Source organism: Cryobacterium sp. TMT2-14, from assembly GCF_004402465.1.
Classification (GTDB): domain Bacteria; phylum Actinomycetota; class Actinomycetes; order Actinomycetales; family Microbacteriaceae; genus Cryobacterium; species Cryobacterium sandaracinum.
Map to the genome: position 1 here is coordinate 295,726 of NZ_SOFV01000009.1, position 25,464 is coordinate 321,189.

General features: G+C 62.7%; 20 protein-coding genes. 13 read left to right on the forward strand and 7 right to left on the reverse strand.

The genetic code is table 11. The features are described 5' to 3' along the window. Nucleotides 1-87 precede the first annotated feature (87 nt). Together E3O28_RS03865 and E3O28_RS03870 are read right to left on the reverse strand one after the other, a co-directional pair. Complete coding sequence (locus tag E3O28_RS03865; protein ID WP_134415220.1) at nt 88-465, reverse strand: hypothetical protein; 378 nt, start codon at nt 463-465, stop codon at nt 88-90. Next, entirely contained in the window at nt 462-788 is a 327-nt protein-coding gene (locus E3O28_RS03870; protein ID WP_134415221.1) for a hypothetical protein, read from the reverse strand. The genes E3O28_RS03865 and E3O28_RS03870 overlap by 4 nt, the downstream gene beginning before the upstream one ends. Before the next feature lie 1,560 nt (nt 789-2,348). Here E3O28_RS03870 and E3O28_RS03880 point away from each other — a divergent pair. From E3O28_RS03880 to E3O28_RS03910, 7 genes are all read left to right on the forward strand, one after another. Then, nucleotides 2,349-2,861 (forward strand): hypothetical protein, encoded by a 513-nt coding sequence (locus E3O28_RS03880; protein ID WP_134415223.1) that lies wholly within the window; start codon nt 2,349-2,351, stop codon nt 2,859-2,861. A 206-nt stretch (nt 2,862-3,067) separates the two neighbouring features. Further along, nucleotides 3,068-3,904 carry a GIY-YIG nuclease family protein gene (locus tag E3O28_RS03885; protein ID WP_241972996.1) on the forward strand — a complete coding sequence of 279 codons (837 nt, stop codon included), beginning with the start codon at nt 3,068-3,070 and terminating at the stop codon, nt 3,902-3,904. 915 nt (nt 3,905-4,819) lie between these two features. Then, nucleotides 4,820-5,788, forward strand: coding sequence for a 5'-nucleotidase (locus tag E3O28_RS03890; protein ID WP_134415224.1), 969 nt, complete (start codon nt 4,820-4,822; stop codon nt 5,786-5,788). Nucleotides 5,789-5,963: 175 nt separating this feature from the next. Further along, nucleotides 5,964-7,913 (forward strand): class I SAM-dependent DNA methyltransferase, encoded by a 1,950-nt coding sequence (locus E3O28_RS03895; protein ID WP_241972997.1) that lies wholly within the window; start codon nt 5,964-5,966, stop codon nt 7,911-7,913. Beyond that, a complete protein-coding gene (locus E3O28_RS03900) occupies nt 7,913-9,304 on the forward strand; it encodes a restriction endonuclease subunit S (protein WP_134415226.1) in 1,392 nt (463 codons plus the stop codon). The genes E3O28_RS03895 and E3O28_RS03900 overlap by 1 nt, the downstream gene beginning before the upstream one ends. A 75-nt stretch (nt 9,305-9,379) precedes the next feature. Beyond that, nucleotides 9,380-12,331, forward strand: a complete 2,952-nt coding sequence (locus E3O28_RS03905) for a DEAD/DEAH box helicase family protein (RefSeq protein WP_134415227.1) — start codon at nt 9,380-9,382, stop codon at nt 12,329-12,331. A gap of 167 nt (nt 12,332-12,498) precedes the next feature. Further along, nucleotides 12,499-13,107: a hypothetical protein gene (locus E3O28_RS03910; protein WP_166784726.1), complete on the forward strand. Its 609-nt coding sequence runs from the start codon at nt 12,499-12,501 to the stop codon at nt 13,105-13,107. Nucleotides 13,108-13,392: 285 nt separating this feature from the next. Here E3O28_RS03910 and E3O28_RS03915 read toward each other — a convergent pair whose 3' ends face one another. Next, complete coding sequence (locus E3O28_RS03915; protein ID WP_166784727.1) at nt 13,393-14,265, reverse strand: site-specific integrase; 873 nt, start codon at nt 14,263-14,265, stop codon at nt 13,393-13,395. Nucleotides 14,266-15,071: 806 nt separating this feature from the next. Here E3O28_RS03915 and E3O28_RS03920 point away from each other — a divergent pair. Then, nucleotides 15,072-15,689, forward strand: coding sequence for a hypothetical protein (locus E3O28_RS03920; protein WP_134415230.1), 618 nt, complete (start codon nt 15,072-15,074; stop codon nt 15,687-15,689). Between the two features lie 219 nt (nt 15,690-15,908). Here E3O28_RS03920 and E3O28_RS03925 read toward each other — a convergent pair whose 3' ends face one another. Further along, nucleotides 15,909-16,205, reverse strand: a complete 297-nt coding sequence (locus E3O28_RS03925; RefSeq protein WP_134415231.1) for a hypothetical protein — start codon at nt 16,203-16,205, stop codon at nt 15,909-15,911. Between the two features lie 539 nt (nt 16,206-16,744). On the opposite strand from E3O28_RS03925, the gene E3O28_RS16230 reads away from it, so the two are divergent. Further along, on the forward strand, nt 16,745-16,891 hold the full coding sequence (locus E3O28_RS16230; protein WP_166784728.1) for a hypothetical protein: 147 nt from the start codon (nt 16,745-16,747) through the stop codon (nt 16,889-16,891). 33 nt (nt 16,892-16,924) lie between these two features. Here the strand turns inward: E3O28_RS16230 and E3O28_RS03930 are convergent, their stop codons facing one another. Beyond that, nucleotides 16,925-18,301, reverse strand: coding sequence for a recombinase family protein (locus tag E3O28_RS03930; RefSeq protein ID WP_134415232.1), 1,377 nt, complete (start codon nt 18,299-18,301; stop codon nt 16,925-16,927). 12 nt (nt 18,302-18,313) lie between these two features. Between E3O28_RS03930 and E3O28_RS03935 the strand changes: the two genes are divergently transcribed. Both E3O28_RS03935 and holA read left to right on the forward strand, forming a co-directional pair. After that, nucleotides 18,314-19,969 (forward strand): ComEC/Rec2 family competence protein, encoded by a 1,656-nt coding sequence (locus tag E3O28_RS03935; RefSeq protein WP_277874684.1) that lies wholly within the window; start codon nt 18,314-18,316, stop codon nt 19,967-19,969. A 41-nt stretch (nt 19,970-20,010) separates the two neighbouring features. Then, entirely contained in the window at nt 20,011-21,054 is a 1,044-nt protein-coding gene (gene holA, locus E3O28_RS03940; RefSeq protein WP_241972998.1) for a DNA polymerase III subunit delta, read from the forward strand. Between the two features lie 356 nt (nt 21,055-21,410). Here holA and rpsT read toward each other — a convergent pair whose 3' ends face one another. Beyond that, a complete protein-coding gene (gene rpsT, locus E3O28_RS03945; protein ID WP_104100003.1) occupies nt 21,411-21,674 on the reverse strand; it encodes a 30S ribosomal protein S20 in 264 nt (87 codons plus the stop codon). A 118-nt stretch (nt 21,675-21,792) separates the two neighbouring features. Further along, nucleotides 21,793-22,539, reverse strand: coding sequence for an alpha/beta fold hydrolase (locus tag E3O28_RS03950; RefSeq protein ID WP_134415235.1), 747 nt, complete (start codon nt 22,537-22,539; stop codon nt 21,793-21,795). A gap of 423 nt (nt 22,540-22,962) precedes the next feature. Here E3O28_RS03950 and lepA point away from each other — a divergent pair, with 423 nt between their 5' ends. Then, on the forward strand, nt 22,963-24,810 hold the full coding sequence (gene lepA / locus E3O28_RS03955) for a translation elongation factor 4 (protein ID WP_104100001.1): 1,848 nt from the start codon (nt 22,963-22,965) through the stop codon (nt 24,808-24,810). Between the two features lie 4 nt (nt 24,811-24,814). Beyond that, entirely contained in the window at nt 24,815-25,462 is a 648-nt protein-coding gene (locus E3O28_RS03960; protein ID WP_104100000.1) for a DUF1990 domain-containing protein, read from the forward strand. The last annotated feature ends 2 nt before the right edge of the window (nt 25,463-25,464 follow it).

Consider the following 25,464-nt stretch of genomic DNA (forward strand, 5'->3'; position numbering starts at 1 on the left):
AGGAGCTTGGGGCCGGGCGGTGCGTCTGAAAGAGCGGAGACAGGTCGTTGCGCGAATCAATGGTCGGCGGAGTCGCCTCGCTGGCATTCATGGTTCAAACCGGATGCGCGGGATCACGCCGTAATTGATGTAGCCACCGACGAATCGAACGGTTTCAATCTCGGCGGCACTGAGTTCCCGCGGTGGCCGCACCGGTTCGACGGTCACGAGGGGAGAGCTGACGTAGTGGCCGGCAATCTGGCTGGCCGACACGACTCTCAAGGGGCTGCCGATCTCGATCGGGCCGATGTCGGTAAACCTCAACCACTCCTGATCTCCGGGAAGCTCCCGTGCCCGAGGGCCCGGGATCCGCCGGTAAGCGCGCAGGTCGCGGGCCACGAGGAGAATCGTTCCGTGCTCCGTGGTCAGCCGGGTGATACCCGACGAGTCTGACTGCCCAGCCGACGGCACCTGCCCGCGGATCATGATTCACTCCTGTAGTTGTCGAGATTGGGGGTTGCGCGTTCGATCGTGGTCACCGGGGTGGTGCGGCGCGTCGTGGCGTCCACACCCGGAACGGCGAGGTCGATGAGTAGGTGCATGGAACGATTGATCGAGCACTCGATAATCCTCAGCAACCGGATCGGGGAACCGTCACGGCGTAGGTTGTGGTCCCGGTCGGGATCATCCGTCGCTGGAAACCGGCACATTTCGTGTCGGTCGAGATCAAGTAGGTAGATCGATCCGGACTGGGTTTGGATCCTGAACCGGCCGGTGACCTCATCCATCAGGGTGCTCATCGAGAGCATGAGCCGACCTCCGTGGAGCCGTGGCGGCGGGCGTGGCGAGCACGACCCGACATGTCGGAGCTGCGCGGGATGGCAACTGTCCAGCGTGCTGGGCCAGGGGTTGGAGCGGACTGAGGATTGTCTATTTGAGCGGGCATTCGCGAACCTCCCCATGAACTCGACTGTCGGGTGAACGACTGATATTGGGACGCTAGCCGGGGTTCCCCGGTCCGCGGGTCCGTGCAGGAATACACGTTTTGGTGCGCCGCGAGACCTGTCCCGCGCATGTCCTCTCCGACACCGCACGACGTGCGGGTCGGAAAGGGACCCATGCCCGAACAGAGCCCCGTGGAACTGCTCCACGCCGAGTACCAGCTGCTTCACCGCCGGCGTCCCTCGGCTCTCACCCCGGACCAGAGGAGGTCTCTGACCTTCTTCAATGCTGAATTGGCCTCCCTAGGCACCGGCAAGAGCCCCGCAAACGTCCCTCGGGACGTCGTCGGCTGGGTCCGAAACCTCTTCGCGCTAGAATCCTTTGTTCGCAGTGAGGGTCGGCTGCCCCGTGAAAACCGTCGTCTACCCGCGGGCGCGATTTCGACCGAGGAGAGGCAGCGTGCCAACAGCGTCCGTGCTCAGCGCAGGGCATTCGCTGCGGGGCGCCTCTGCACCTACCAGGCACGTCGGTTGCTCTGTATTCCAGAGTTCAGCTTCCATCCGTTGGAAGACAAGTGGCAGGCGAACTGCGCCGCCTACGCCGATTTCACCGCGACACACGGGGACGCGCCGAAACTCCGCGGCGCAGACCCGTCCGAACGGACCCTCGCCGGGTGGGCCGCGAAAACGCGCTTGGCCTACCGGGTCGACAAACTGTCTCCAAGTCGAGTGGAGACTCTGACCGTTCTGGACTTCTGGACCTGGGGTACACGGGACGGCCGGGAATGAACTCCCGTGCTGGAATACATTTCCGACCGTTGTCCGCCACCTGACAGAGGGTTGGGGCGGGATCAGATCATGAAGGACAACCTCGCCAGCGACAGGCGCCGCTCATATAGAGCACAGCGGCTATCGGACGGGACAGCCTCCGGTGGAGCAGCGCCGGTGCCTATCTTGTGGCAGGTCTCTCGGGCCGGGCTCGAGTGCCGCGAGACCGACCGGCGACGCGTGGATAACACCACACGCACCGCCAGGGACTGGGCCAAACTGGGCAGATTCAGTTAGGGGCAACGGGTCCACAGCGCCCCTGCGAGTATTTTCGTGCACGAGAAGTCCGCATTGCGAGTCGAGGATTGCCTTCTGCCGACCCTCCCGGTCCCAGCTGTACCTAGCCGAGCACGCAACGCGCGCAGCCGCATCGTGAGGCGCCGCGGACCACCCGCAGGCATGCATGAAGCGCCGTTTTGCAGGGTCGGCGAAGACTGGGTGCAGGATCGAGATATAAATGACAGCGACGTCGGCGACCGGTTCGACAGGGGCGGAGATCTGCCGACCGACCGGGCCTCCGTGCCGAGAGGCCGGGACCGAACGTGCACACCTGCCGTGGGGTTAGGCTGCGTCGCAATCAGTCAATCCGAGAGGCGAGCCATGCCGGGGACAGAGCATCCTGCGGAACACAAAACCACGGCGGTGCCCGAGGACGGTATTCGGGTGCTGAGGCGTGCGATGGCGGCGAACCCGACCGCGGTTTCGCCGCAGCTCGCTCGCAGTTTGCAGGCCACCGAAAACGTGTGGCGAAGCATTTCGGCGGAGTACGGTCTGTTGACCAGCGGCCAGGTCGCCGAACTCTTGGGAGCGAGTCCGTCCAACCGCACGCTGGCATCGAGGAGACGCGCCGCGCATCAGATCGCCGGGGTAGTCCGGCGCAACGCTGTCCTCTATCCCGGGTTCCAGTTCGACCGGTCCCAGGGAACGATTCTTCCGGTGATGGAGCAACTCATCAGTCTGGCCGCGGCGAATGGCTGGCACGAAGAGGACTTGTTGCTCTGGCTCTGCTCGCCGACGACCTCTTTCGAGGGTCAGGATCGGCCTGCTGACCACTTCCACGATCCTGATTCTGTGCTTGCCGCCGCTAAGGCCCAGTTCGAGGCCCAGTGGTGACGGGGTTGAGACCCCATCACCTCGAGCAGGCCCCCGGCCTGTCCAACAAGAAGTCGCTCCTGAGGACCCTCAGGAGGTTCAGCACAGCTGCCGACCGCAGTGCCGGTGCGCGATTCGCTCGGGGCCTCGAAGACAACCGACGCGGAAGGTGGGGCAGGCGACTACGCGCCGCCTGCGAGGATGGGCACTGACCTGCTGTACAACCCGTGACCAAGGAAACCAGCTTGCCCATGACATTGACGCTCGGCCCTATCCTTCTCAGCGCTGGTATCGATCCAAACGAGGCGCAGGTAATCCGTCACGCATATGTGCGCGAGCACGATGACACCGGCCTACAGGGCATCCATGCCGACTCTTCCGACCAGGAGATCCTGAGCTACACCAGCCAGCAGTCCGCGAAACCGGGAACTTTCCCGACCGTCCCGCCGCCAATCTGGGTTGTCTTCGTCCGCGAGGGCGGCGACCGAGCACGCCTCTGGTCAGTGGTGGAAAACCGCGGCGAGCTCTCGAATGATGGCACACTCCGTACCTTCGATCTTGCCGTCTCAGAGCACATGACGGCCCTTCGGAACAGGCTCGTGATCGGTTGGAGGTCACCGCGCACGTGGAGACTCAACGGCCCCACCGCCGCCGCATACCCGGTTATGGAGATCGCCGACGCGGAGCCGGTGCCGTTTCCCGGTTTCGACCGGCTGGTTCTGAACTATGCACAGCTTCAGGCGGTGATGCGCGAGCACCGCTATGCCTCGTGGCGCACCGCACTCTCATCGGTAGTCGGCATCTATCTAATTACTGACACCCTCGACGGACGTCAGTACGTCGGCAAGGCCGACGGTACAGAGAGCATTCGCCAGCGCTGGAACGTCTACGCCGCCAACGGCCACGGGGGCAACGTCAAGCTACTGAAAATCGACCCGAACACCTTCCGGTTTTCCCTGCTCAGGGTTTTCGATCCAGCGACGCCGGCTCACTCGATCAACGAAGCGGAGAACCATTTCAAGAACGCCCTTGACACCCGCAAGCATGGGCTCAACGGGAACTGAACGCGTGCGCGGGATGCGCGCCAAAGGGACCTATCCCAATGTCGTGGACACGCTTGTATCGAAGATCGGGCCCAGCCCGGGGACGTCCGGCTCCTCCGGGCTCCGGGCTCCGGGCCAGGGCGGAGCCTGATCCGCCGGAGGCCGCACCGGGCGTCACTCGTTTCTGACCCGATCATTCACCCGACGTCGACTTACCACCAGACGCGCGCCAGAAGGCCGCTGTGCACCTCAGGCCGGCCTGCTGTGGAGAACTTCAGCGCCCCAGCCGCGGATCGGACATGATCGGGAGACGGTTGCACCAGTTCCAAAGCGGTCAGCCCTCCCTTTATGACTTGCCATCGAAGCCAACGCCCGATGCATCTGGGTGAGCGCTGCGGATACGTTGGAGACTCCTTCGCGTCTCACTCAATTCCATTTGCAGAGGAGTCTCCGTCTTGAGTTCGAAGGCGAGCATCTACTCGTACCAGTCGATTGCTTGATCCCAGGATTCATTACTTACCAACTCGTCCGCGACCCGTTGGAAAAGTCGCATCGTTCGTTCCCGTTCCTCCTGCCTCCAAATCTCTTGGCGGGCAGGGTCGAACATTGACGCGTAGACCTGGCAGGGCTGGGCGTCTCTGAACTCCTCGTACTTGCCGGTGAGGATATCGAACTCTCGAAGGATGGGGGTCGCGCCTGCAACGACGGCTGCGGTCCGTGAAGGACTTGACTGCCGCTGCGGGTGTCGGTCGCGATCGGCGAAATGGCGACCGGGACTTGTTGATGACTGCTCCACAGCCAGAGCCAGCTTGTTATCACGGGGGACGGAGGCGCGGATCGTGCGCAAGCCGGCAGAAACGATGAATTTGCGAGCGGGATTTCTGACTCCTGATGACACCCCGTACGCTCATAAGTATATTTCTGGGGGGAATCTGTATGTCGTATGACCTGAGCAATCAGCTGGTAATCGGAATCGCTTCGAGCGCACTGTTCGACCTCACCGATTCAGACGCCGTGTTTCAGAAGGACGGCGAAGAGGTCTACCGGGCGTACCAAGAGACAAACATCGCGGAGCCACTGCTACCAGGGGTCGCCTTCCCGTTCATCAGACGACTGCTGTCATTGAACGAATTGGCCGCACCGGGTGAGGCCCCATTCGTCGAGGTGATCGTCCTCTCGAAGAACGATCCAAACACCGGCCTTCGGGTGATGCGATCCATTGCCCACCATGGGCTGCCGATAACTCGGGCCGTCTTCATGCAGGGCCGGTCCCCGCACAAGTTCATGCCCGCGTTTAAAATGGCGCTCTTCCTCTCGGCGGACAAGAAGGACGTCCGGAGTGCTGTAGAGCTAGGTCACCCGGCCGGCCAAGTTCTCGATACGTCTTCGTCCGGCGACGACAGCGACGATCTCCGCATCGCCTTCGACTTTGACGGCGTCCTGGCGGACGACTCATCAGAGAAGGTCATGAAGGAGAGCGGTTTAGCCGCTTTCCACGACCATGAAGTTGCGCACATTCGGGAGCCTCTGTCGACGGGCCTCATGCGCGACCTCCTGGCGGGTATCAACCGTATCCAACGTCGGGAGGAAGAACTGAAGCGCGATGATCCGAGCTACCGGATCCGTGTACATGTTGCACTCGTCACGGCACGAAATGCGCCTTCCCACGAGCGAGCTATCCGAAGCCTGAAGGACTGGGGCGTCACCGTCAACGACGCCTTCTTCTTGGGCGGCATTGAGAAGGCGGATGTCCTCGAAATCCTGAAGCCGCACCTCTTCTTCGATGATCAAGCCAGCCATCTCACGGCGGCTTCCCGCGTCGTGCCGAGCGTCCACGTTCCATTTGGCGTCACGAACGATGGCATGCCAGTTCCGGCTCCTGTGCTTGTCGATGAATCGGCCTGAGCGTGTCGGTAGACCCCGATAGCCTGAAAGAGCCGTTTTGTGGCCACGTGCAGGCACAAAACGGTAGAACAAGAATGACCCATTCTTCGTCGAACAAGCCCATCTGGGCGCCAGCGTCGTCGAGGGTGATGGCGCGTCCGGTCGTATTGCAGTGTCCCGAATGGAGAGTCCCGAAGTGAACAGCACCACCAATCAGCGTCTCGCGCAGTTGATCTGGAATATCGCCGATGACGTATTGCGGGACCTGTACGTGCGTGGCAAGTACCGCGACGTGATCTTGCCGATGACTGTACTTCGACGACTCGACAGCGTTCTCGCAACGACAAAGCAGGAGGTCCTGAACACCAAGAAGAGACTGGATGATGCCCAGATCGTCAACCAGGATGCCGCTCTGAGGCAGGCTGCAGGCCAGGACTTTTACAACACAAGCGCGTTCCTCCTGAAGGACCTCCGCGCCGCGAACACGCAGATGCAGCTTCGTCAGAACTTCGAGGCTTACCTTGACGGGTTCTCGCCCAACGTGCAGGAGATCCTGGAGAACTTTGAGTTTCGAAACCAACTCCCACGCCTGACGAAAGCGGATGCGCTCGGCACGCTGATCGAAAAGTTCCTCGACCCCACCCTCGACTTGTCGCCGACGAGTCTCGACAACCACGGCATGGGCAGCGTCTTCGAGGAACTTGTTCGCCGGTTCAACGAGGAGAACAACGAGGAGGCCGGCGAGCACTGGACACCCCGCGACGTCGTGAAACTCATGACCAGGCTCATGTTCGAGCCGATCGCCGACACCATCCCGGACGGCACTTACCTCCTCTATGACGGCGCCATGGGCACAGGAGGGATGCTCACGGTCGCCGAGGACACTCTTGCTGATCTGACCGTAGGCAAGAAGATCTCCACCCACCTCTACGGTCAGGAGATCAACGCCGAAACGTTCGCCATCGCCAAAGCTGACCTCATCCTCAAGGGTGATGGGCGTGCCGCCGACAACATCAAGGGAGGTCCCGAGTACTCGACGCTGTCGAACGACGCGTTCGCGAACATGGAGTTCGACTTCATGCTCTCCAACCCGCCCTACGGCAAGTCGTGGAAAACCGACCAGGAGCGTATGGGCGGGGCGAAGAAGATCAACGACCCGCGTTTCATGGTCGACCACAGGGGAGATTCTGAGTTCAGCCTGGTGACGCGATCCAGCGATGGACAGATGCTATTCCTCGCGAACCTCATCGCAAAGATGAAGCACAAAACCGTCACCGGCAGCCGCATCGCCGAGATTCACAACGGCTCGTCCCTGTTCACAGGGGATGCCGGGCAGGGTGAGTCCAACATCCGCCGTTACGTCATCGAGAACGACTTACTCGAGGCGATCGTCGCGCTGCCCCTGAACCTCTTCTACAACACGGGTATCGCCACCTACATTTGGGTGCTGAGCAACCGCAAGGAGGATCGCCGCAAGGGCAAGGTGCAGCTCATTGACGCCACGAATTGGTCCACTCCGCTGCGCAAGAACCTGGGCAACAAGAACTGCGAGCTGTCCTCCGTGGACACCGAGGCGATCATGAAGACATTCCATTCTTTCGAGGGGGCGGACGATGCCGTTTCGAAGATCTTCGACAACGCCGACTTCGGCTACTACAAGGTCTCCGTCGAGCGGCCCTTGCGGCTGGTGGGCGCTGAGGTGGGCCGCGTCTACAAGCCGGCCGAGATTAAGGCGCTCAAGGAGAGCAGTGAGCGAGCCGACGATGCGCCGGCCATTATCAAGAAACTGCACAAGCCGGGCACCCAACCTAAACCGTTGAGCGGGCTCTTCGAAGCCCAGGTGGGTGGCAAAACCAGAGTTGTGGAGTACGAGCGCGACAGCGACCTGAGCGACACGGAGCAGATTCCGCTCACGGAACCGGCTGGCGAACATCCGAGCGGTATCGAGGCGTTCATCCACCGTGAGGTGCTTCCCTATGCCGGGGATGCGTGGATTGACGAGGCGAAGACCAAGATCGGTTGCGAGGTTAGCTTCACCCGCCACTTCTTCAAGCCGACACCCATGCGCACTCTCGACGAGATTCGCGCAGACATCCGCGCCCTTGAAGAGGAAACGGATGACCTCTTGAGCGAAATAGTCGGCTGATGTTCCTCAACTTAGAGCGTCACGTTGGCTACCGAGACTCCGGCATCCTGTGGCTGCCGACGATTCCCGCACATTGGGGCTCGGAGCGCCTCAAAACAATCGTTACGGAAATCAGAGTCAAGGGCTTCCCTGATGAGCCACTCCTTGCTGCGACTCAGTCGCGCGGTGTCATCTTGAAGAAGGACTACGAGGCTCGCACTGTCGAGGCGCAGAAATCTCTTGAGACGCTCAAGCTCGTTGAAGTCGACGACTTCGTTATTAGTCTTCGATCTTTCCAGGGCGGAATCGAACGAGCGTACGCGCGCGGCATCATTAGCCCCGCCTATACGGTCCTTCAAGCGGTGAAGCCCGAAGATCGTGATTACCTTGCGCTTTTGTTCAAGTCGATTGAGTTCATCGATGCACTGAAACTCACAATCACTGGAATTCGCGAAGGCCAGAATATCGACTACGCGCGTCTTGCTCCCTACCTCATGCCGGTGCCGCCCGAATACGAGCAGGCAGCCATAGTGAAGTACCTCGGGCATGCGCATGCTCGGATCGACCGCGCCATCGACGCCAAACGCAGACTCATCGTGCTGCTCGAAGAGCAGAGGCAGACCATCATGCACCGGGCCGTGACTCGCGGGCTCGACCCGACCGTGCCGTTCAAGAGCACGGGCATCGCTTGGTTTGGTGAAATCCCCGCCCATTGGGAGGTCCGTAGGGCGAAGTACCTATTCAAAGAGTTTGACAATCGCTCCGGCACTGGGCTGGAGCGACTCCTCTCCCTTCGTGCGCTGGCAGGGCTAGTGTTTCACGACGAAGTGTCGGACAAAGTAATTGGTCCTGAGGTGCTGACCAAGTACAAAAAAGTGGGTCCCGGCCACCTCGTCATGAATCGAATGCGAGCGGCTTCGGGCCTTTTCGCCATTGCGTCGACGGATGGATTGGTAAGTCCGGACTACGCAACGATGGAGGTCGCTGAGGTTGTCGATGCGCGCTTCTACCTGCGCTTGTTCAAGACGCGTGCGGCGATGACCCAATTCCGGCAGCAGTCGACAGGCCTTGGAACAGGCGAGTCAGGTTTCATGCGGCTCTATTCGGAAGCCTTCGGCCGGATCCCGATGCCGATTCCGCCGCTTGAAGAACAAATGGAGATCTCCGACGAGCTCGCGCGGCTTGAGCAGGAAGGAAACGAAACCACGAATCGGGTCAGCCGAGAAATCGAGTTGCTACGCGAATTCCGAACCCGTCTCACGTCTGACGTTGTGACCGGACAGGTCGACGTGCGCGAGATTGTCGAAACCCTGTCCGACCTGTCTGGTGAGGTCTTAGCCGCCTCCGAGGACGAGTTGCCCGAGAGCGACTCGAACTTGTCAGAGCTGGAATTCGCAGGCACAGATGAGTGATCTGCCGAGCAAGGGAGCCCGTGGCCCTCACCGACGTCGAGTGAGCAGCGAAGACCAAGAACAAGGGAGTGGTGCATGACCCCGATCAACCTGAATGAGGCCAGCCTGGAAGAGCTCGTTGTCGCCCAGATGGTTTCCCTGGGCGGAACGCCCAGCTGGGTCGAGGGCGACCCAAAGACTTTCAGCGCTTCCTATTGTCTTGACTTGTCGGCTTTTCGCGCATTCATCCACGAGACACAACCGGCCCTGATCGATGCCCTCGATTTGGACGGTGATTCGCCGATCACCCACAAATTCCTTGCCCGGCTTCAAGGAGAGATCACCAAGCAGGGGATCGTTGCGTGCCTGCGCGACGGCATCACACACGGGCCGCACCAGGTCGACCTCTACTTCCCGACGCCAGCCGCTCAGAACCCGAAGGCGGCAGAGAAGTTCGCGGCAAACCAGCTCACGATCACCCGGCAGGTGCACTACAGCTCACACGATGCGGGTAAGTCCCTCGACCTAGTCGCGTTTGTCAACGGCCTGCCGATCTCCACCTTCGAGCTGAAGAACCAGATCACCAACCAGACCGTCGAAGACGCAGTGAAGCAGTACAAGACGGATCGTGACCCGCGCGAGCCGATCTTCGCCTTCGGCCGGTGCATGGCGCACTTCGCCGTGGATGACCACAACGTTCGTTTCAGCCCGAAGCTGGCGGGGACGGCGTCGTGGTTCTTGCCCTTCGACCAAGGGAACAACGGGGGAGCGGGAAACCCCGTCAACCCCGATGGAGTGATGACGGACTACCTTTGGAAGCGCGTGCTCGAGCCGCACAGCCTCGCCAACATCATTGAGAACTACGCAAGCATCGTGCGCACTAAGGACGCGAAGACGGGCAAGAAGACCGCGTCGGCGATCTTCCCCCGCTATCACCAGCTCGACGTTGTGCGGAAGCTGCTAACGGACGTGACGGCCAATGGCGCAGGCACACGCTACTTGATCCAGCACTCTGCTGGCTCCGGAAAATCGAATTCGATCGCGTGGTTGGCGCACCAGCTGACCGGTGTGAAGCATATGGGAGTGCGCGCGTTCGACTCGGTCATCGTGGTGACCGACCGGGTTATTCTCGATAATCAGATCCGAGACACGATCAAGGGTTTCACCCAGGTGGGTTCGACGGTGCAGCACGCAGACAGCTCTAAGGATCTGCGTGACGCCATCGAGGCCGGCAAGAAGATCATCATCACGACCGTGCAGAAGTTTCCATACATCGTGCAGGACCTGGCGGGTGCGCAGCGGGATAAGAACTTCGCAATCATCATCGACGAGGCCCACTCCAGCCAAGGGGGGAAAGTCTCTGCGGCACTAGCCCAGGCTCTATCAAAGGATGGGCTGGACGACGGTGTAGAGGACGTAGAGGATGCCCTGAACCGGCTCATGGACTCGAAGAAGATGCCGCCCAACGCATCGTATTTCGCGTTCACCGCCACACCGAAGAACAAGACCCTGGAGACATTCGGTCATCCCTACACGGTGGACGGCGTAGTCAAACATCGCCCGTTCCACAGCTACACGATGAGGCAAGCGATCGAGGAGAAGTTCATTCTCGACGTTCTCGCCAATTTCATCCCCGTCGACACCTACTACAAGCTGGTCAAGACCATCGAGGGCGATCCTGAGTTTGACGCAAATCGTGCCTCGAAGAAATTGCGCTCCTACGTTGAGGGTCAGAAGCACGCGATTCGGCAGAAAGCCGAGGTCATGCTCGATCACTTCCACGCGCAGGTGTATCAGCCGCGCAAGATTGGTGGCCAGGCCCGAGCCATGATCGTGACGAGCACGATTCAGCGGGCGATCGACTATTTCGAGGCGGTCAACGCCTACCTCGCCGAAACGAAGCGGCCATACAAGGCCATCGTCGCGTTCTCAGACTTCACCGACGATTCCGGGAACAAGATCACCGAGGCGCAATACAACGGGTTCCCCGGCTCGGCGATCGCGGCCCGCATCCAGGAAGATCCTTACCGCATTCTGATTTGTGCCGACAAGTTCCAGACCGGCTACGACGAGCCGCTGCTGCACACCATGTATGTGGACAAACCTCTCTCCGGTGTCAAGGCGGTTCAGACACTGTCGCGGTTGAACCGAGCACATCCACAGAAACACGACTGCGCTGTGCTCGACTTCACGAACGACGTCGACACGATCCAGCTATCGTTTCAGGACTACTACGAGACCACTGTTCTCGCCGCGGAGACAGACCCGAACAAACTCAATGACCTTGCCGCCGACATTATGAAGGCCGCCGTCTTCGGGCAGGACCACGTCGACATATTCGCGGAGCGCTACTTGGCCGACGCGCCGATCAACGAATTGCATCCGCTGCTCGACACTGCGGTGGCAGAGTACGTCGACGCACTGGACGAGGACGAGCAAGTAGCGTTCAAGGGATCGGCAAAGGCCTTTGTGCGAACCTACGGGTTTCTCTCCGCGATCCTGCCGTACTCAAACGTCTGGTGGGAGAAGTTGTCCATCTACCTTGGCTTCCTCGTGCCGAAGCTGCCCTCGCCTCAGGGCGATGACCTCTCCGCGGGCGTCCTCGAAAGCATCGACCTAGATTCGTTCCGGGTTGAAAAGCGGACGGCGATGAAGATCGCATTGGCGGACGGTGACGCGGAGATCGATCCCGTCCCCGACGCAGGCAGTGGCGGACGGCCTGACCCCGAGCTGGAGCGACTAAGCGAGATTCTCGCGTCCTTCAATGCATTGTTCGGAAATATCTCGTGGCAGGACGAAGAGCGAATTCGTCAGCGTGTGACGGAGGAAGTTCCGGCCAGGGTTGCCGAAGACCCTACCTACAAGACCGCGATGGGCAACAACGACAAAGCCAACGCGAAAGTGGCGATGGTTGATGCCCTCGGGAAGGTCATGCTCGACCTCGTAAAGGACGAGACCCAGCTCTTCAAGGAGTATGCCGATAATGCGGACTTCAAAAAGTGGCTCGAGGATGCGGTCTTCCGCGCAACCTACCGAAAGGTTGCGTAGCCGACACGCGGAGCGAAACGCGGGTTGGGTGCCCGATGCGCTCGAGGGCCTCGCTCATGGTGGCCGGCAATGGAGGCCCAGGAGACGCGGCACTTTGCCTTCGCCAGCGGCGATTGGTGATTCAGCGAGTGCGCGGTCTGCCACGATGAGACGTGAATCACAATCGAATGCTCCTTGTCGCGGCCGCAGCAGTGATTACCCTCACAAGTTGCGCATCTCAAACGGCTGCTTCGCCGGTTGTTTCTGAATCGGTTCAAACACCTGAAACGGCACCAACGCCTGCACGAGTACTAACGCAGCCTGCCGATGTGACGCACTCTTGTACGGATGCGCTCGGGGACAGCGAGCAAGACACTGCCTATGACTTAGAACGTGTCGATCTGTCGGTGAATGGCGATGAGATGACGGTTCGTTGGGAGTACAGCGCGCTGACACACTATTCGAGCTCTGACAACGTTAGCTACAGCATCGGATTCAAGCCGCTCTCCGGCGAGGACGGTTACACCGACCTGACGACTTTCATCGGCGGAGGCTCGAAGATCAGCACAACGTTGTGGGGAGGCCTGCACAGCCTTGGCGACACGAGAATCTCTGACTACACGTGGGATGTCGGCGCTGGCTATGCGGCCTTCACGTATCCCACGACTCACATCGCTCATCTTGGTTCGTCTTTCACCTGGTCAGCACACGTCATCTACAACAGGAACGGGCATGACGAATGCGGAACTACCGAAAGAATGCTCGATTGGAGCACAGGGTGGCTCGTGTACTCGTGAGTCGGCTTCCGTTCACCCGGTCAGACACGGGGCGGAGGGTGAGTGGAAAACGCCACATCAGCTTCGAAAGCTGCCGGAGCTGCTGTGGGGGTGCCGGGAGCAAGACTTCTGGGTCGCAAATCTTGGATCGAACCAGCGACAGAGAGTGTCTCCTGGACTCGGGATTGATCTTCTAGGGGTCGCAGTTGGTGTAGGCCAAAGCGCGAGCACTCAGTACTTAGGTCACCGTCGTGCGGGAACGAGTCTTTGACCCTAACGGAGTGAATCCAAGATCCGACAGCCATGTCAGAGGCCGAGCAGAACGACAGCATTGCTGTCGAGGGGATTCGCCTCCCGCGAGTAGATCTCAACCGTGTCTGGGCTGCGGTGACCCGTTTGACGCATGATCTCGTGGTGAGTAGCGCCAGCCCGGAACGCCTCAGTGACGAAGCCCGCGCGAAGCGAGTGGGCCCCGTAATCCGCAGGGTTCAACCCAATGATTGCCACCCTTCTCTTGACGACGTCATTGACGACGTTTCCGGTGATGTGGCGCGCTTTGATCGCCCCATTCTTCATTACAGGTCGGAGGAATGGCTGTCGTCCGTCGAGAACCGGCACGCTCTGTGTGCAAGCGTGTTCCGTGACCGAGGTGCCTCGAACTACGTCCTGAAGGTCGGAGCTGCTCCTCGCTCCCGCGGACAGGGCAATCAGCCATCGGATGTATGCGCACGGCGCACAAGTGAGCGGGCTGGCCCCGAATGGAATGGCCTTGAGGAAACCGTTCCCCTGCTGATCGGTCTTGGAGCGTCGAACGCGGATGTGCAGCCCGTTCTCCGGGTGGATGCTGATGTCCCGAAGCTCGAGGGCTGCAAGCTCGGACCGCCGGAATGCTCCGCCGAATCCGATAGTAAGGATGGCGGCATCTCGATGGCCGATCACCGCGTGGGGCCATGACGTGCGATCGATTTCAACCAGAGTCCTACGCAGTCCATCCAAGAGAAGAGGCGCCTTGCGCGCGGTCGGCCGGGCCCTCTCACGACAGATGCCCTCGAGCGTGTTCGCGACATCCCTGTGCTCTCCCGGTTTTGCCAATCCCGCCAAAGAATGCACCTTATTGATCGAGGAGAGCCAGTGGCTGAGTGTGGAAGGCGCATAGAACCACTCTCCATTGCTGTCCACAAGGTCAGCCGCGTACGTCAGATATGCCGCGACGATGAGAGGCTCCGCTGGTAGAGGATCAAAACCCTGCACCGCGCACCATCGGCTGAATGTGTCCCATTGTCCGCGAACCGCCCGCCGAGTGTTTGGCGCCAGGGACTCTCGCTGAAAGTGGTGGATGCGCTCCAAGCTCGCTGTGGGAATCAGCGGCACCGCACCAGCCAAGACCAAGGACGTGCGGTCCCGATGACGGGTGACGGCGCCCGGGGCGCTCGGGCTCGGCGCCAGTGGGTGCCGGCGGGCTGCTTTCAGAATGGGGTGCCTCCAGATAGTAGTGATTAGGGGAAGAATCAGCAAGTAAAACGACGGGGTCACAGTGAGATTGGGTTGACGTGGTGTGGGGCCGAGCCGTTCGCAATGATGCGGAACGGCGCTGCAAAGGCCCATTGGCGGTCCTCACCATGTAGACATGCGGCACAATTGGTTTGGCTCAGACAGCACGACTCCCACCCGCTCTCGAGCCCTGTTCGGCTGGCGTTCCGGGTCGGTTGAAACCTCCGCTTCGTGTCCTTTCGGCTGCGATCCCACAGGTGATGACCGATTCAGGGTGGAAGTTGACGCGAGCCAATCACGAGCATTTCCCTGACAACGTGGATCTCACCCTCGTCCGCGGAATCGGAATGCCACATCTCGAAGGGGAGGGGCACTGTTGGTGATCCGCGTCGAAACGGTCGAGGCGCGATCTTCCGCCGTGAGCCTCGCATCCGTGAGCGGCTTCTTACCCTCGTCATTCACCCCGGGTCGCTTGCCCGTCGTCATAATTGGGCATGACCTATGTTTCTCGACAAGAGTGCAAGCGCCAGCTCCTGGACGCGGCGATTGAGACTTCAACTTCGGCCGACTGGCCGTTCCAGATGGCGGACGTCCCGAATGTGATCATGCTGCGGCTGAGTCGCGTGCTCAGTTCTCTGTATGCATCGTTGGATCCGTCAGACCCGGAGTGGTCTTCCTATCGAGGGCAGAGCCATTTGACGAGGTTATCGCCACTCGAGATTCAGGATTTTCTTCGAGATGCACTCTACGAGGAACTCCGCCATCAACGTCAGATGTTAGGTGCGGCAGCGGCGGACGCGGAGTCCGGGGCGGAAGACGAATTGATCCGTAAGCATCTAGTTGCCCAGGCTGCGGAGATCGGGCGTGCGGATAGGGCGCGGCAGAAATCGGAGAGACTCGCTCGGGAAGCCGCACACGCCCTGATCGGGGCAGAAGAGCGCATGTTGGAGCAGGTACGGCTCAAAGAGGCGAGGCTGGCCCGAGAAGCGGAGCCCGGCTATGTCGCTGCTCCACTCGTACAGGACCCCAACCGGCATGGTTCGATGTGCCCGAATTGCGGAGCCCTGAACCAATACCATCGGATCTGCAAGTCTTGCCGTCGAGTTCGATAGCGTCAGCTGGTTCGCCACCAGGTAGTTCTTGTTGTCCGCAGGGGTCAGTGGTCGTTCAGCATCGGGCTCGTGCTCTTGACCCAGCACCGTAAGCCCGCGGTCCGGGTTCGGAGTCGCTACGGCCCCGCGGCTGCCCTTCTCCAGGGGTAGCCGCGGGAACCACGTCGAGTGAGGAGTCACCGAGAGCTTCATGGCTCGAGGAGGATGCCCCGCGTCAAATCAGCCTCGTGAGCGGTTGTGTTGGGCATCCTCGACGGGCAGAGACTCCGGCCACTCGTCTGGCCAACCGGAGCGCTTCAGCGGGAACTTGAGGGGATTCAGCGTCAGGCCGGCACGGACGTTGGGAGCCGCGAAAACCACCATTTCCCAGTACTTACGGTCGGTGCCGATGGCCGTCCAGCGACTCCCGTCCTCCTCGTCTTCGCAGAAAAGCATGAAGTGACTCCGTGCGGGGAGCCCGATTGCCACGGAGACTACGGGGTTCGTGTAGGCATGTTCACGAGGGATGAGTGTCATGATGTGTCCTTCAAAGGGCGGGGCCGGCTTTTAGTCGGCCAATGATGCTTCGAGTGCGGGGTGCTCAAGAAGCGATGCTGCCGGGCTGAGTCATTCAGCCCGGCAGCAGGTGATACATGCGCGGGGTCTCTCAGGTTTCGTACACGAGCTGGTGGGTGCTCGTTCGAAACGGCTGGTTGCCGTGCCGTGGGTACATGCGCGGCACGGAGAACAGGTGCGTTGTCTTCGCCCGATCGGCGGGTTCCCGCTGCACTCAGGCTCCGACGCCTACGCAGAGGCACGATTGTCCCGGAGCACGGGAATACTGGATGGACTGGGCCGCGACCCGGCGCGGTCGGGGTCTCTCCTAGGGCGGCAACGGAGGTGCACCGTGCCCCTGGACCAGACCACGTCTCGAACCGTTCGGTCGGCGTGGAGGAGCGCCCATGAGCTGAGATCCTGTTCAGGGGTACAAACACGCCCGTCGATTTACGGCGCCGAATCGACGGCCTCAATGCCAACGCCTAGGCCAAGTCCGCCACTGGCGATACGATCCCGCCATGGATCCGGAACGCAGACGTCTACGCATAGTGGAGGTTGGGGAGCAGCGGCCCGAGTCGGCCGATGAACTCGAATTCCTGGATGACAGCGCCGAGGTGAATGCCGCGGGGCTGCGGCAGGAACTGAACGTGCCGCCCAGCGACTAGAACGGCCGAAGGATGATCCTCATCCATCTGTCTCTATTGCACCCACTCAATCCTGACTGCGTCTGGGCGGAACGTCCTATTGTCGCCATTCCCCAATGGCAAGAGCGTCACAGTCATCAGTGACCGGATGAGTGATCGCTTCTCCGTGAGAGTCAAAGTTTCGTTCCATTGTTGGGTCACTTCGGCACCCATGCCTGTCAATGGGAGTCGGGCAGTAGCTGCGTTCACCTGATCCAGCCGATGTTCCAGCGTGATGAGTCTTGCCCGCAGCGGCTTCGAGGCGTCGCGCACGCCTTGAGCTGTCAATACGCCTTCAACGAGTAGTTCAGCGAGCTCATCAAGCTTTCGATGCGTTTCCTGCGCCTCATCGATCAGATGCTCGACAGGTTCCGAGATTGGTTCACGTGTGGCTAGGGCATCCGGACTTTGCAGCCGTGCAATCATGACCATTTCGACATACTCATCGAGCATCTGCACTGATCGTGACGTGCAACTCGAAGCTTGGCATGTGTACTGGGCACCCCCCGAGCCCGCGCGCGCCTTTCGGTAGCAGACGCCTCCGCACACTCCGCATCTCACGATCCCTGAAAGGAGGTGGGTTGCCGTCGTGAAAGTCGATTTTCTGCGGCGTTTGGCGAGACTCGACTGCCACCGTTTCCAAGTGAACTGGTCGACCATGGGCTCCCAGTTACCCGTGCCGACTACCTCCCCATTGTATGTTGAGATGCCTGCGTAGTGTGGATTACCCAGAAGATCTCGCACCTGGATTATTCCCCACGGCTTGCCCTGCGGCGTCTGGATCTTCCGGGCGTTCAGATCGCGCATGATCGAATGACGTGACTGACCGAGGTCGTAGTAGCGATGCAGCACGTCCCGCAAGACCTCTGCTTCTTCTGGCACGAGGACGACGGCACGTCCCTCCCTCCGGTAGCCGAACGGTCGGCGCGAAAAATGCCATTCGCCAGCTTCTGCCCGTGTGCGATACGCGAGCTTCTGGCGGTCCGTTCTCTGCTCGCCTTCGTGACTAGCAACGGCTCCGACAAGTGAGGCTATAAGCCGGCCGGCTGACGTGCTGAGATCCATATCACCTGCTTGGACAGTCAAGATCGTCAAGCCATGTTTTTTGGCAATTTCTGTGATCCGAACCAAGTCAGTCAACCGGCGATACAGCCTGTCGTTATGCCACGCGATAACGGTATCGACCTTGCCCTCGCGCACGAGTTCCAGCAATTTCTCGAACGCCGGACGGCGTACACCGGTCGTGGCCGATGTGTCGTTATCGCTAAATTCGAAGGCGATTTCTAGTCCGCGATTCACAGCAAGGGCCCGGCACGCCTTCAGCTGTCGGCTCACGCCGGCACCGTCCCCGGTCTTGTCGAGGGACTGTCGGGTATAAATCGCAACTGCCATGACACTGACGGTATCTTAGAACGTGCCAGTTCGCTCAGCCACCTCACGGCAGTGTCTGGAGCGAACTGCGCCGTGGTGATCGCGGGCGTCATGCTGCTGACCGGGTTTCTGGGACTGCGCCGCGGCATCCGGATCGCGATCTCGCTCCTCACCCTGCTCGGGTTCGTGGTGCTCGTGACGCCCGAACCCAGTGTGCTGCGTGCCGCTCTGATGGCGACGATCCTGCTGCTCGGGATTGCCTCCGGTCGGCCGGGCCGAGGTGTGCCGTTGCTCGCACTCGTCGTGATCCTACTGCTGGCGGCCGACCCATGGCTGGCCCGCAGTTACGGGTTCGCTTTGTCGGTTCTGGCCACGGCCGGCCTACTCGTGCTGGCCGGGCCGCTGACCCGAATGCTGCATCGGTGGCTGCCCACCTGGCTCGCCGCCGTGATCGCCATCCCGCTGGCCGCGCAGCTGGCCTGTCAGCCGGTGCTCGTTCTGCTCACTCCCACCCTCCCGCTCTACGGGGTGCCCGCGAATCTGCTGGCCGGTCCGGCAGCCCCGGCCGCCACCGTCATCGGTCTGATCGCGTGCCTGCTCTTGCCCTGGCTGCCCGGTGTCGCCGGGGGAGTGCTCTACCTGGCCTGGCTGCCGGCCGCCTGGATCGCGGCGATCGCCCGAACATCCGCAGAGCTGCCCGGCAGCCGCCTACCCTGGCTGGGCGGCCCGCTCGGTGTTCTCGTGACCGTTCTACTGACGGTGGCCGCGGTGGCGCTGGTGATGCGGGGCCGGGGGCAGGTTCGGGCGCGCTGGCCGATCGCGGCGATCGCGGTGCTGGTTCTCGCCGCCGGAAGCTACGCGGGCAGCCTGATCGGGGCAGGCGTCGGCCGGGCCGTGGCCTTCCCCGCGGACTGGCAGATCGCGGCCTGCGACATCGGGCAGGGTGATGCGGTCGTCGTGCGCGACCGCGACCGGTACGCGCTCGTCGACGTGGGGCCCGACCCGGCCCTGCTCGCCGACTGCCTCGACACGCTGGGGATCGACCGAATCGACATCCTCGTGCTGACCCACTACGACCTGGACCACATCGGCGGGGTCGCCGCCGTGATCGGCCGCGTCGACACGGCGCTGGTCGGCATCCCGGAGAACGCCGACGATGAGCGACTGCACGATGCCCTCGCCGCGGGCGGTGCCGAACTGCGGGGCGCTGCCCGCGGCGACACGGGCACCCTCGGGGAGCTGCGCTGGGAGATCCTCTGGCCGGTGCGGGGCTCAGCGGTGATGCAGACCGGAAACGAGGGGAGCGTGACGATCGGATTCGACGGTCGCGGCATCCGTTCCCTGTTCCTCGGGGATCTCGGCGAGGAATCCCAGGACGCGCTCCGGCGCAGCTCCAGCCCGGGCGAGGTGGATGTCGTCAAGGTCGCCCACCACGGGTCGGCAGACCAAAGCCCGGAGCTCTATGCCGATCTTCGGGCAACGGTGGGGCTGATTTCGGTAGGCAGGGAGAACGGCTACGGCCATCCCACCGACACGGTCCTGGACATTCTTGCGGCCGCGGGCACACTGCCCCTCCGCACCGACCAGCAGGGACTGCTGGTGATCGCTCCGGGGCCAGGTGTTGGTGCGCTGACGGTCTGGAGCGAGACCGTGCGGAGCGAGACCGTGCCGGACACCGACCCCGGATAGTCTTAATGGATTCCGCACAGCCTCAATCGAAGGAACCCCGAGTGGCCGCACGCACAGCTTCATCCGGCCGGACCGCGCCCCGCGCTGTGCCGAAGTCGGCCGCCATCCCGCAGCTGGCCTGGCACCAGGTGCGGCCGGCGCCGATCATCCTGGTCTCCGGAACCGAAGTGTTCCTGGCCGAACGCGCGATCCGCCAGCTGCGGGACTTCCTCAAACTCGAAGACCCCAGCCTGGAGATCAGCGACGTGCAGGCCGACAGCTATGCGCCCGGCGAACTGCTCACCATGGCCAGCCCGTCCCTCTTCGGCGAACCGCGGCTGATCCGCGTCAGCTCCGTCGAGAAGTGCAGCGACACGTTCCTCGCGGAGGCCCTGGACTACCTGCAGAACCCGGCCGAGGACACCTACGTCGTGTTCCGGCACGGCGGCGGCGTGCGCGGCAAGAAGCTGCTCGACACCATCCGTTCGGGCGTCGGCGGCGCCATCGAGGTCGTCTGCACCGAGCTGAAGAAAGACTCCGACCGGCACGACTTCGCCTCCGCGGAATTCAAGACGGCCGGCAAGCGGGTCACTCCCAGCGCGCTGCGGTCCCTGGTCGCCGCGTTCTCCGGCGATCTGGCCGAACTCTCCGCGGCCTGCCAGCAGCTCATCGCCGATGTCGGCACCGAAGTGACCGAGACGACCGTGGACCGCTACTACGGCGGTAGGGTCGAGGCCAACGCGTTCAAGGTAGCCGATGCCGCCATCGCCGGGCATCAGGGGGAGGCGCTCGTCATCCTGCGCCACGCCCTGTCCTCCGGCGCCGACCCGGTCCCGGTGGTGGCCGCGTTCGCCATGAAGATCCGCACCATGGCGAAGCTCTGCGGGGTGCGCGGCGGCTCGGCCCAGCTTGCCTCCCAGTTCGGCCTCGCCCCCTGGCAGGTCGAGCGGGCCCAACGTGACCTGCGCAGCTGGTCCGACGAGGGTCTCGCCCGCTGCGTCGTGGCGCTGGCCGAAACGGATGCCGCGGTGAAGGGTGCCGAGCGCGACCCCGTCTTCGCTCTCGAGCGGCTCATCGGTGTGATCGCCCGCCGCGGTGAGAGCTGACCAGACCCGGCTTTCGCGCGCCTCCTTACCCTCGACGGTGAGCTCCGCGCCAGGGAGGGGTCGCTCACCGTGGTGCGCGCCGACTGATGTCCGAACTGAGAGGTGTGGGCCTGGGCGGACTCGGCGCGCACGACACGATCACCGCGGCGAGCGGCAGAGAGACGACGGCTGCCAGGACCGCCGTCAGGGCGATGCTGCTGCGCCTGACCGGGCCCGGCCGTGATGAATTTCAGGTGACCGGTCCCCGACGGTTCGAGCCTCTGCCCGGACACACGAAAGCCCCCACCGAGATGGCAGGGGCTGTTGTGTACGCCGGTCAGGGCCGGTGAACGATCCTGATCCCGGTCAGGCGCAGACTAGACGAGGGCGTTGACCGACTTGGCGATCGCGGACTTCTTGTTCGCGGCCTGGTTCTGGTGGATGACGCCCTTGCTGACGGCCTTGTCGAGCTTTTTCGAAGCAACGGCGAGACTGGCAACAGCCTTGTCCTTGTCGCCCGAGGCGATCGCCAGGCGCGTCGCGCGGACAGCGCGCTTGAACTCGCTCTTGACCGACTTGTTGCGCTCCTGGGCCTTTTTGTTGGTGCCGATACGCTTGATCTGCGACTTGATGTTTGCCACGTTTATACGCTTTCGTTAGATTCTTTTTCGGATGGGCCGCTTGGCGGTAGAGGGCGCCGTACGGCAATAATCGTGTGGGGTGGGACCCAACACGCAAGCCAACAGGCAACGATACCAGCTATTCGTTCAGGTCGACAATCGGCCCGGGCCAGTCGATCGCAACCTCCGTGAGGATGCCGCTCAGCACCGCGGCGAAGCGTTCCGGTTGGGCCAGGCTGACGAGGTGCGACGCCCGGGGGACGATCACGAGGCGCCCGTCCCGGCAGGCGCCGAGGAAGCGGCGCTCATGCAGCCGGAACTGATCCAGAGAACCGTTGACCAGCCACACCGGGCCGGGATAGCGAGCCAGGCTGTCCAGCGGGCGGAGGCTGCCGGTGGCGCCGAGCCCGGCATCCATCACCGTCAGCGGCACACCGCCGGCGAGCGTGTCGGCGGCCCCTGCCGATGGGAGGAGCACCCGCACGAGTGTGGTGTGGAGCCACAGTCCCTGGTCGGGCAGTCGGCGGATCAGCCGGGCCAGGCCCCGGTAGGCGTCCAGCAGCCAGCCGGCCGGGAGCGCGCAGCTTCCCGCGGCGACCAGCCCGGCCACCTTCTGCGGGTGGCGCGCGGCGTACTCGATGGCGTAGTAGCCGCCGAGGGAGAGGCCGACCAGCAGCACCCGGCCGCCCAGAGCAGCGACGCCCTCGTCGATGGCGGCCAGGGCGCCCGCCACGGTGAACGTTTCGTCCATGCGGGCGCCGTGCCCCGGCAGATCGATCGCGAGTGCCGGATGCCCGGCCTCGCCCAGCATGGACAGCTGTCGTCGCCACATGGTGCCCGACGTGCGGATCCCGTGCACGAAAAGAACCGGGACGGCGGGTGTCATTCATTCCTCCTGGTGAGCAGCCGCACTAGAGGGTGACGGCGATACCGATGATAGACATCAGGGAGTAGCCGCACCAGATCAGCAGTGACAGCACCCGGTTCGCGTCAATCACTTCTGGCTCTTCCGTGGGTGAGTGCTCGGCCGGGCGCTGCGTCTGTGGCCAACTCAGGACATCCGTCGCACGGGTGGCCGGGCCACCGCGGACCAGTGCGGAACCGGTGCGGATGTCCGGCCTCGCCCGGTCGGATCTCCTGAGATGGCCACACTACCCGCCGAAGAGCCACGGCAGTGGTTCACGGCAGTGGTCCACGGCAGTGGTTCGCTGCGAGCCGCCGGGCGCGGCCGTTCCCGCGCGCAAGCCTGGAACGATGCGCGGCAACGGCGAAACCGGGACCCAGCCACCTATGGGAGAATTGTCAGACCATGTCACCGAGACCCCTCACGGCGCTTGAACCGGCCGCCACCCCGCCCGAGTTCATCCGCAATTTCTGCATCATCGCCCACATCGACCACGGCAAGTCCACGTTGGCCGACCGGATGCTGCAGATCACCGGCGTCGTCGATGACCGTTCGATGCGCGCCCAATACCTTGACCGGATGGACATCGAGCGCGAGCGCGGCATCACCATCAAAAGCCAGGCCGTTCGTATGCCGTGGGAACTCGACGGGCAGACCTACGCCCTGAACATGATCGACACCCCCGGCCACGTGGACTTCACCTACGAGGTGTCTCGCAGCCTGGCCGCGTGCGAGGGAGCAATCCTCCTCGTCGACGCCGCCCAGGGGATCGAGGCGCAGACCCTCGCCAACCTCTACCTGGCGCTGGAGAACGACCTCACCATCATCCCGGTGCTGAACAAGATCGACCTGCCGGCTGCCGACCCCGACAAGTACGCGAAGGAGCTCGCCAGCCTGATCGGTGGCAGTCCCGACGACGTGCTCCGGGTTTCCGGCAAGACCGGTGTCGGTGTCGCCGAACTCCTCGACCGCGCCACCCGCCTCATCCCGGCCCCGGTCGGCGACCCGGCCGCCCCGGCCCGCGCGATGATCTTCGACTCGGTCTACGACAGCTACCGTGGCGTCGTCACCTATGTGCGCATGATCGACGGCAAGCTGGGCCCGCGCGAGAAGATCCAGATGATGTCGACCCGTGCCACGCACGAGATCCTCGAGATCGGCGTCACCTCGCCCGAGCCCACCACCAGCAAGGGCCTCGGCGTCGGCGAGGTCGGCTACCTGATCACGGGCGTGAAGGATGTGCGCCAGTCGAAGGTCGGCGACACGGTGACCACCGCGCTCCGCCCCGCCACCGTCGCCCTTCCGGGCTACACCGAGCCGAAGCCCATGGTCTTCTCGGGCCTCTACCCGATCGACGGCAGCGACTACCCGGCCCTCCGGGAGGCCCTCGACAAGCTCAAACTCTCCGACGCGTCCCTCGTGTACGAGCCCGAGACATCCGTCGCCCTCGGTTTCGGTTTCCGCTGTGGTTTCCTCGGGCTGCTGCACCTGGAAATCATCACCGAGCGGCTCGACCGGGAGTTCGGCCTCGACCTGATCACCACGGCGCCCAGTGTGATCTACGAGGTCACCACCGACGACAAGAAGTCTGTCACGGTCACCAACCCGAGCGAGTTCCCGAACGGGAAGATCGCCAAGGTCGAGGAGCCGATCGTGAAGGCGGCCATCCTCGCACCCAAGGACTACGTCGGCGTGATCATGGAACTCTGCCAGAGCCGCCGCGGCACCCTGCTCGGCATGGACTACCTCGGCGAGGACCGGGTCGAGATCCGCTACACGATGCCGCTCGGTGAGATCGTGTTCGACTTCTTCGACAATCTCAAGAGCCGCACCGCCGGCTACGGCTCGCTCGACTACGAACCCATCGGCTCTCAGGAGGCCGACCTGGTCAAGGTCGACATCCTGCTGCAGGGCGAACAGGTCGACGCGTTCAGCGCGATTGTGCACCGCGACAAGGCCTACGACTACGGCGTGCTGATGACGGGAAGGCTGCGCAAGCTCATCCCGCGCCAGCAGTTCGACGTGCCCATCCAGGCCGCGATCGGCGCCCGCATCATCGCCCGCGAGTCCATCAGTGCCATCCGCAAGGATGTTCTCGCCAAGTGCTACGGCGGCGACATCTCCCGCAAGCGCAAGCTGCTGGAGAAGCAGAAGGAGGGCAAGAAGCGCATGAAGATGGTCGGCCGGGTCGAGGTTCCCCAGGAGGCGTTCATCGCCGCCCTGTCCGGTGACGAGCCCCCGAAGAAGAAGTAGACGGATGCGCCGCGCCACCTTCACCGATACCGCCGTCACCTACGCGTCCATCGGCGGCACCCTCGCCCCGGACCTGCTCCGGTTCCCACCCAAGGGCTACCGGCCCCTCGAGCGCACCGTGCGCCTTGGCAGCGGTGAGGAGCGCTTCCAGCTGGCCTCGAAGTCGCTGATGACCTGGGGCGTGCAGCGGGGGAGCGGAATGACCGTCACCGACCTGCTGGACGGCACCGGCCAGCAGTACACGGGACTCGTCTTCGACGCCGACGGCCAGGCCGCCCGCGACCAGAAGCCCGAGCCGGACGAGGCCGTCTTCGCCGAGGACGGCACGCCCTACATCGTCAACGGCATGTCCGCGCACCTCACGAGCAAGTTAGGCCCCTTCACCATCGACGCCCCCGTGCGCGTGGTCTACGTGATCGATGAACCCGACCGCCTCGGCTTCGCATACGGCACCATGGCCGGGCACCCGGCCAGCGGCGAGGAATCGTTCATCGTCGACAGACGCGAGGACGACTCGGTCTGGCTGACCATCCGCGCCTTCTCCCGCCCCGGCAACTGGTTCTACAGGCTGGGCTGGCCGTTCGTGCGGCGGCAACAGGCCAAAATCACCGCTCGGTACCTACGCGCGCTGCATCCGATCGGCGCGGTCTAACC

What these genes read in the sequence shown, in the direction of transcription:
- E3O28_RS03865 (WP_134415220.1), bottom strand. Translation starts at nt 465, where the DNA reads ATGATCCGCGGGCAGGTGCCGTCGGCTGGGCAGTCAGACTCGTCGGGT.
- E3O28_RS03870 (WP_134415221.1), bottom strand. Translation starts at nt 788, where the DNA reads ATGCTCTCGATGAGCACCCTGATGGATGAGGTCACCGGCCGGTTCAGG.
- E3O28_RS03880 (WP_134415223.1), top strand. Translation starts at nt 2,349, where the DNA reads ATGCCGGGGACAGAGCATCCTGCGGAACACAAAACCACGGCGGTGCCC.
- E3O28_RS03890 (WP_134415224.1), top strand. Translation starts at nt 4,820, where the DNA reads ATGTCGTATGACCTGAGCAATCAGCTGGTAATCGGAATCGCTTCGAGC.
- E3O28_RS03900 (WP_134415226.1), top strand. Translation starts at nt 7,913, where the DNA reads ATGTTCCTCAACTTAGAGCGTCACGTTGGCTACCGAGACTCCGGCATC.
- E3O28_RS03905 (WP_134415227.1), top strand. Translation starts at nt 9,380, where the DNA reads ATGACCCCGATCAACCTGAATGAGGCCAGCCTGGAAGAGCTCGTTGTC.
- E3O28_RS03910 (WP_166784726.1), top strand. Translation starts at nt 12,499, where the DNA reads ATGCTCCTTGTCGCGGCCGCAGCAGTGATTACCCTCACAAGTTGCGCA.
- E3O28_RS03920 (WP_134415230.1), top strand. Translation starts at nt 15,072, where the DNA reads ATGACCTATGTTTCTCGACAAGAGTGCAAGCGCCAGCTCCTGGACGCG.
- E3O28_RS03925 (WP_134415231.1), bottom strand. Translation starts at nt 16,205, where the DNA reads ATGACACTCATCCCTCGTGAACATGCCTACACGAACCCCGTAGTCTCC.
- E3O28_RS16230 (WP_166784728.1), top strand. Translation starts at nt 16,745, where the DNA reads ATGGATCCGGAACGCAGACGTCTACGCATAGTGGAGGTTGGGGAGCAG.
- E3O28_RS03930 (WP_134415232.1), bottom strand. Translation starts at nt 18,301, where the DNA reads ATGGCAGTTGCGATTTATACCCGACAGTCCCTCGACAAGACCGGGGAC.
- E3O28_RS03950 (WP_134415235.1), bottom strand. Translation starts at nt 22,539, where the DNA reads ATGACACCCGCCGTCCCGGTTCTTTTCGTGCACGGGATCCGCACGTCG.
- lepA (WP_104100001.1), top strand. Translation starts at nt 22,963, where the DNA reads ATGTCACCGAGACCCCTCACGGCGCTTGAACCGGCCGCCACCCCGCCC.
- E3O28_RS03960 (WP_104100000.1), top strand. Translation starts at nt 24,815, where the DNA reads ATGCGCCGCGCCACCTTCACCGATACCGCCGTCACCTACGCGTCCATC.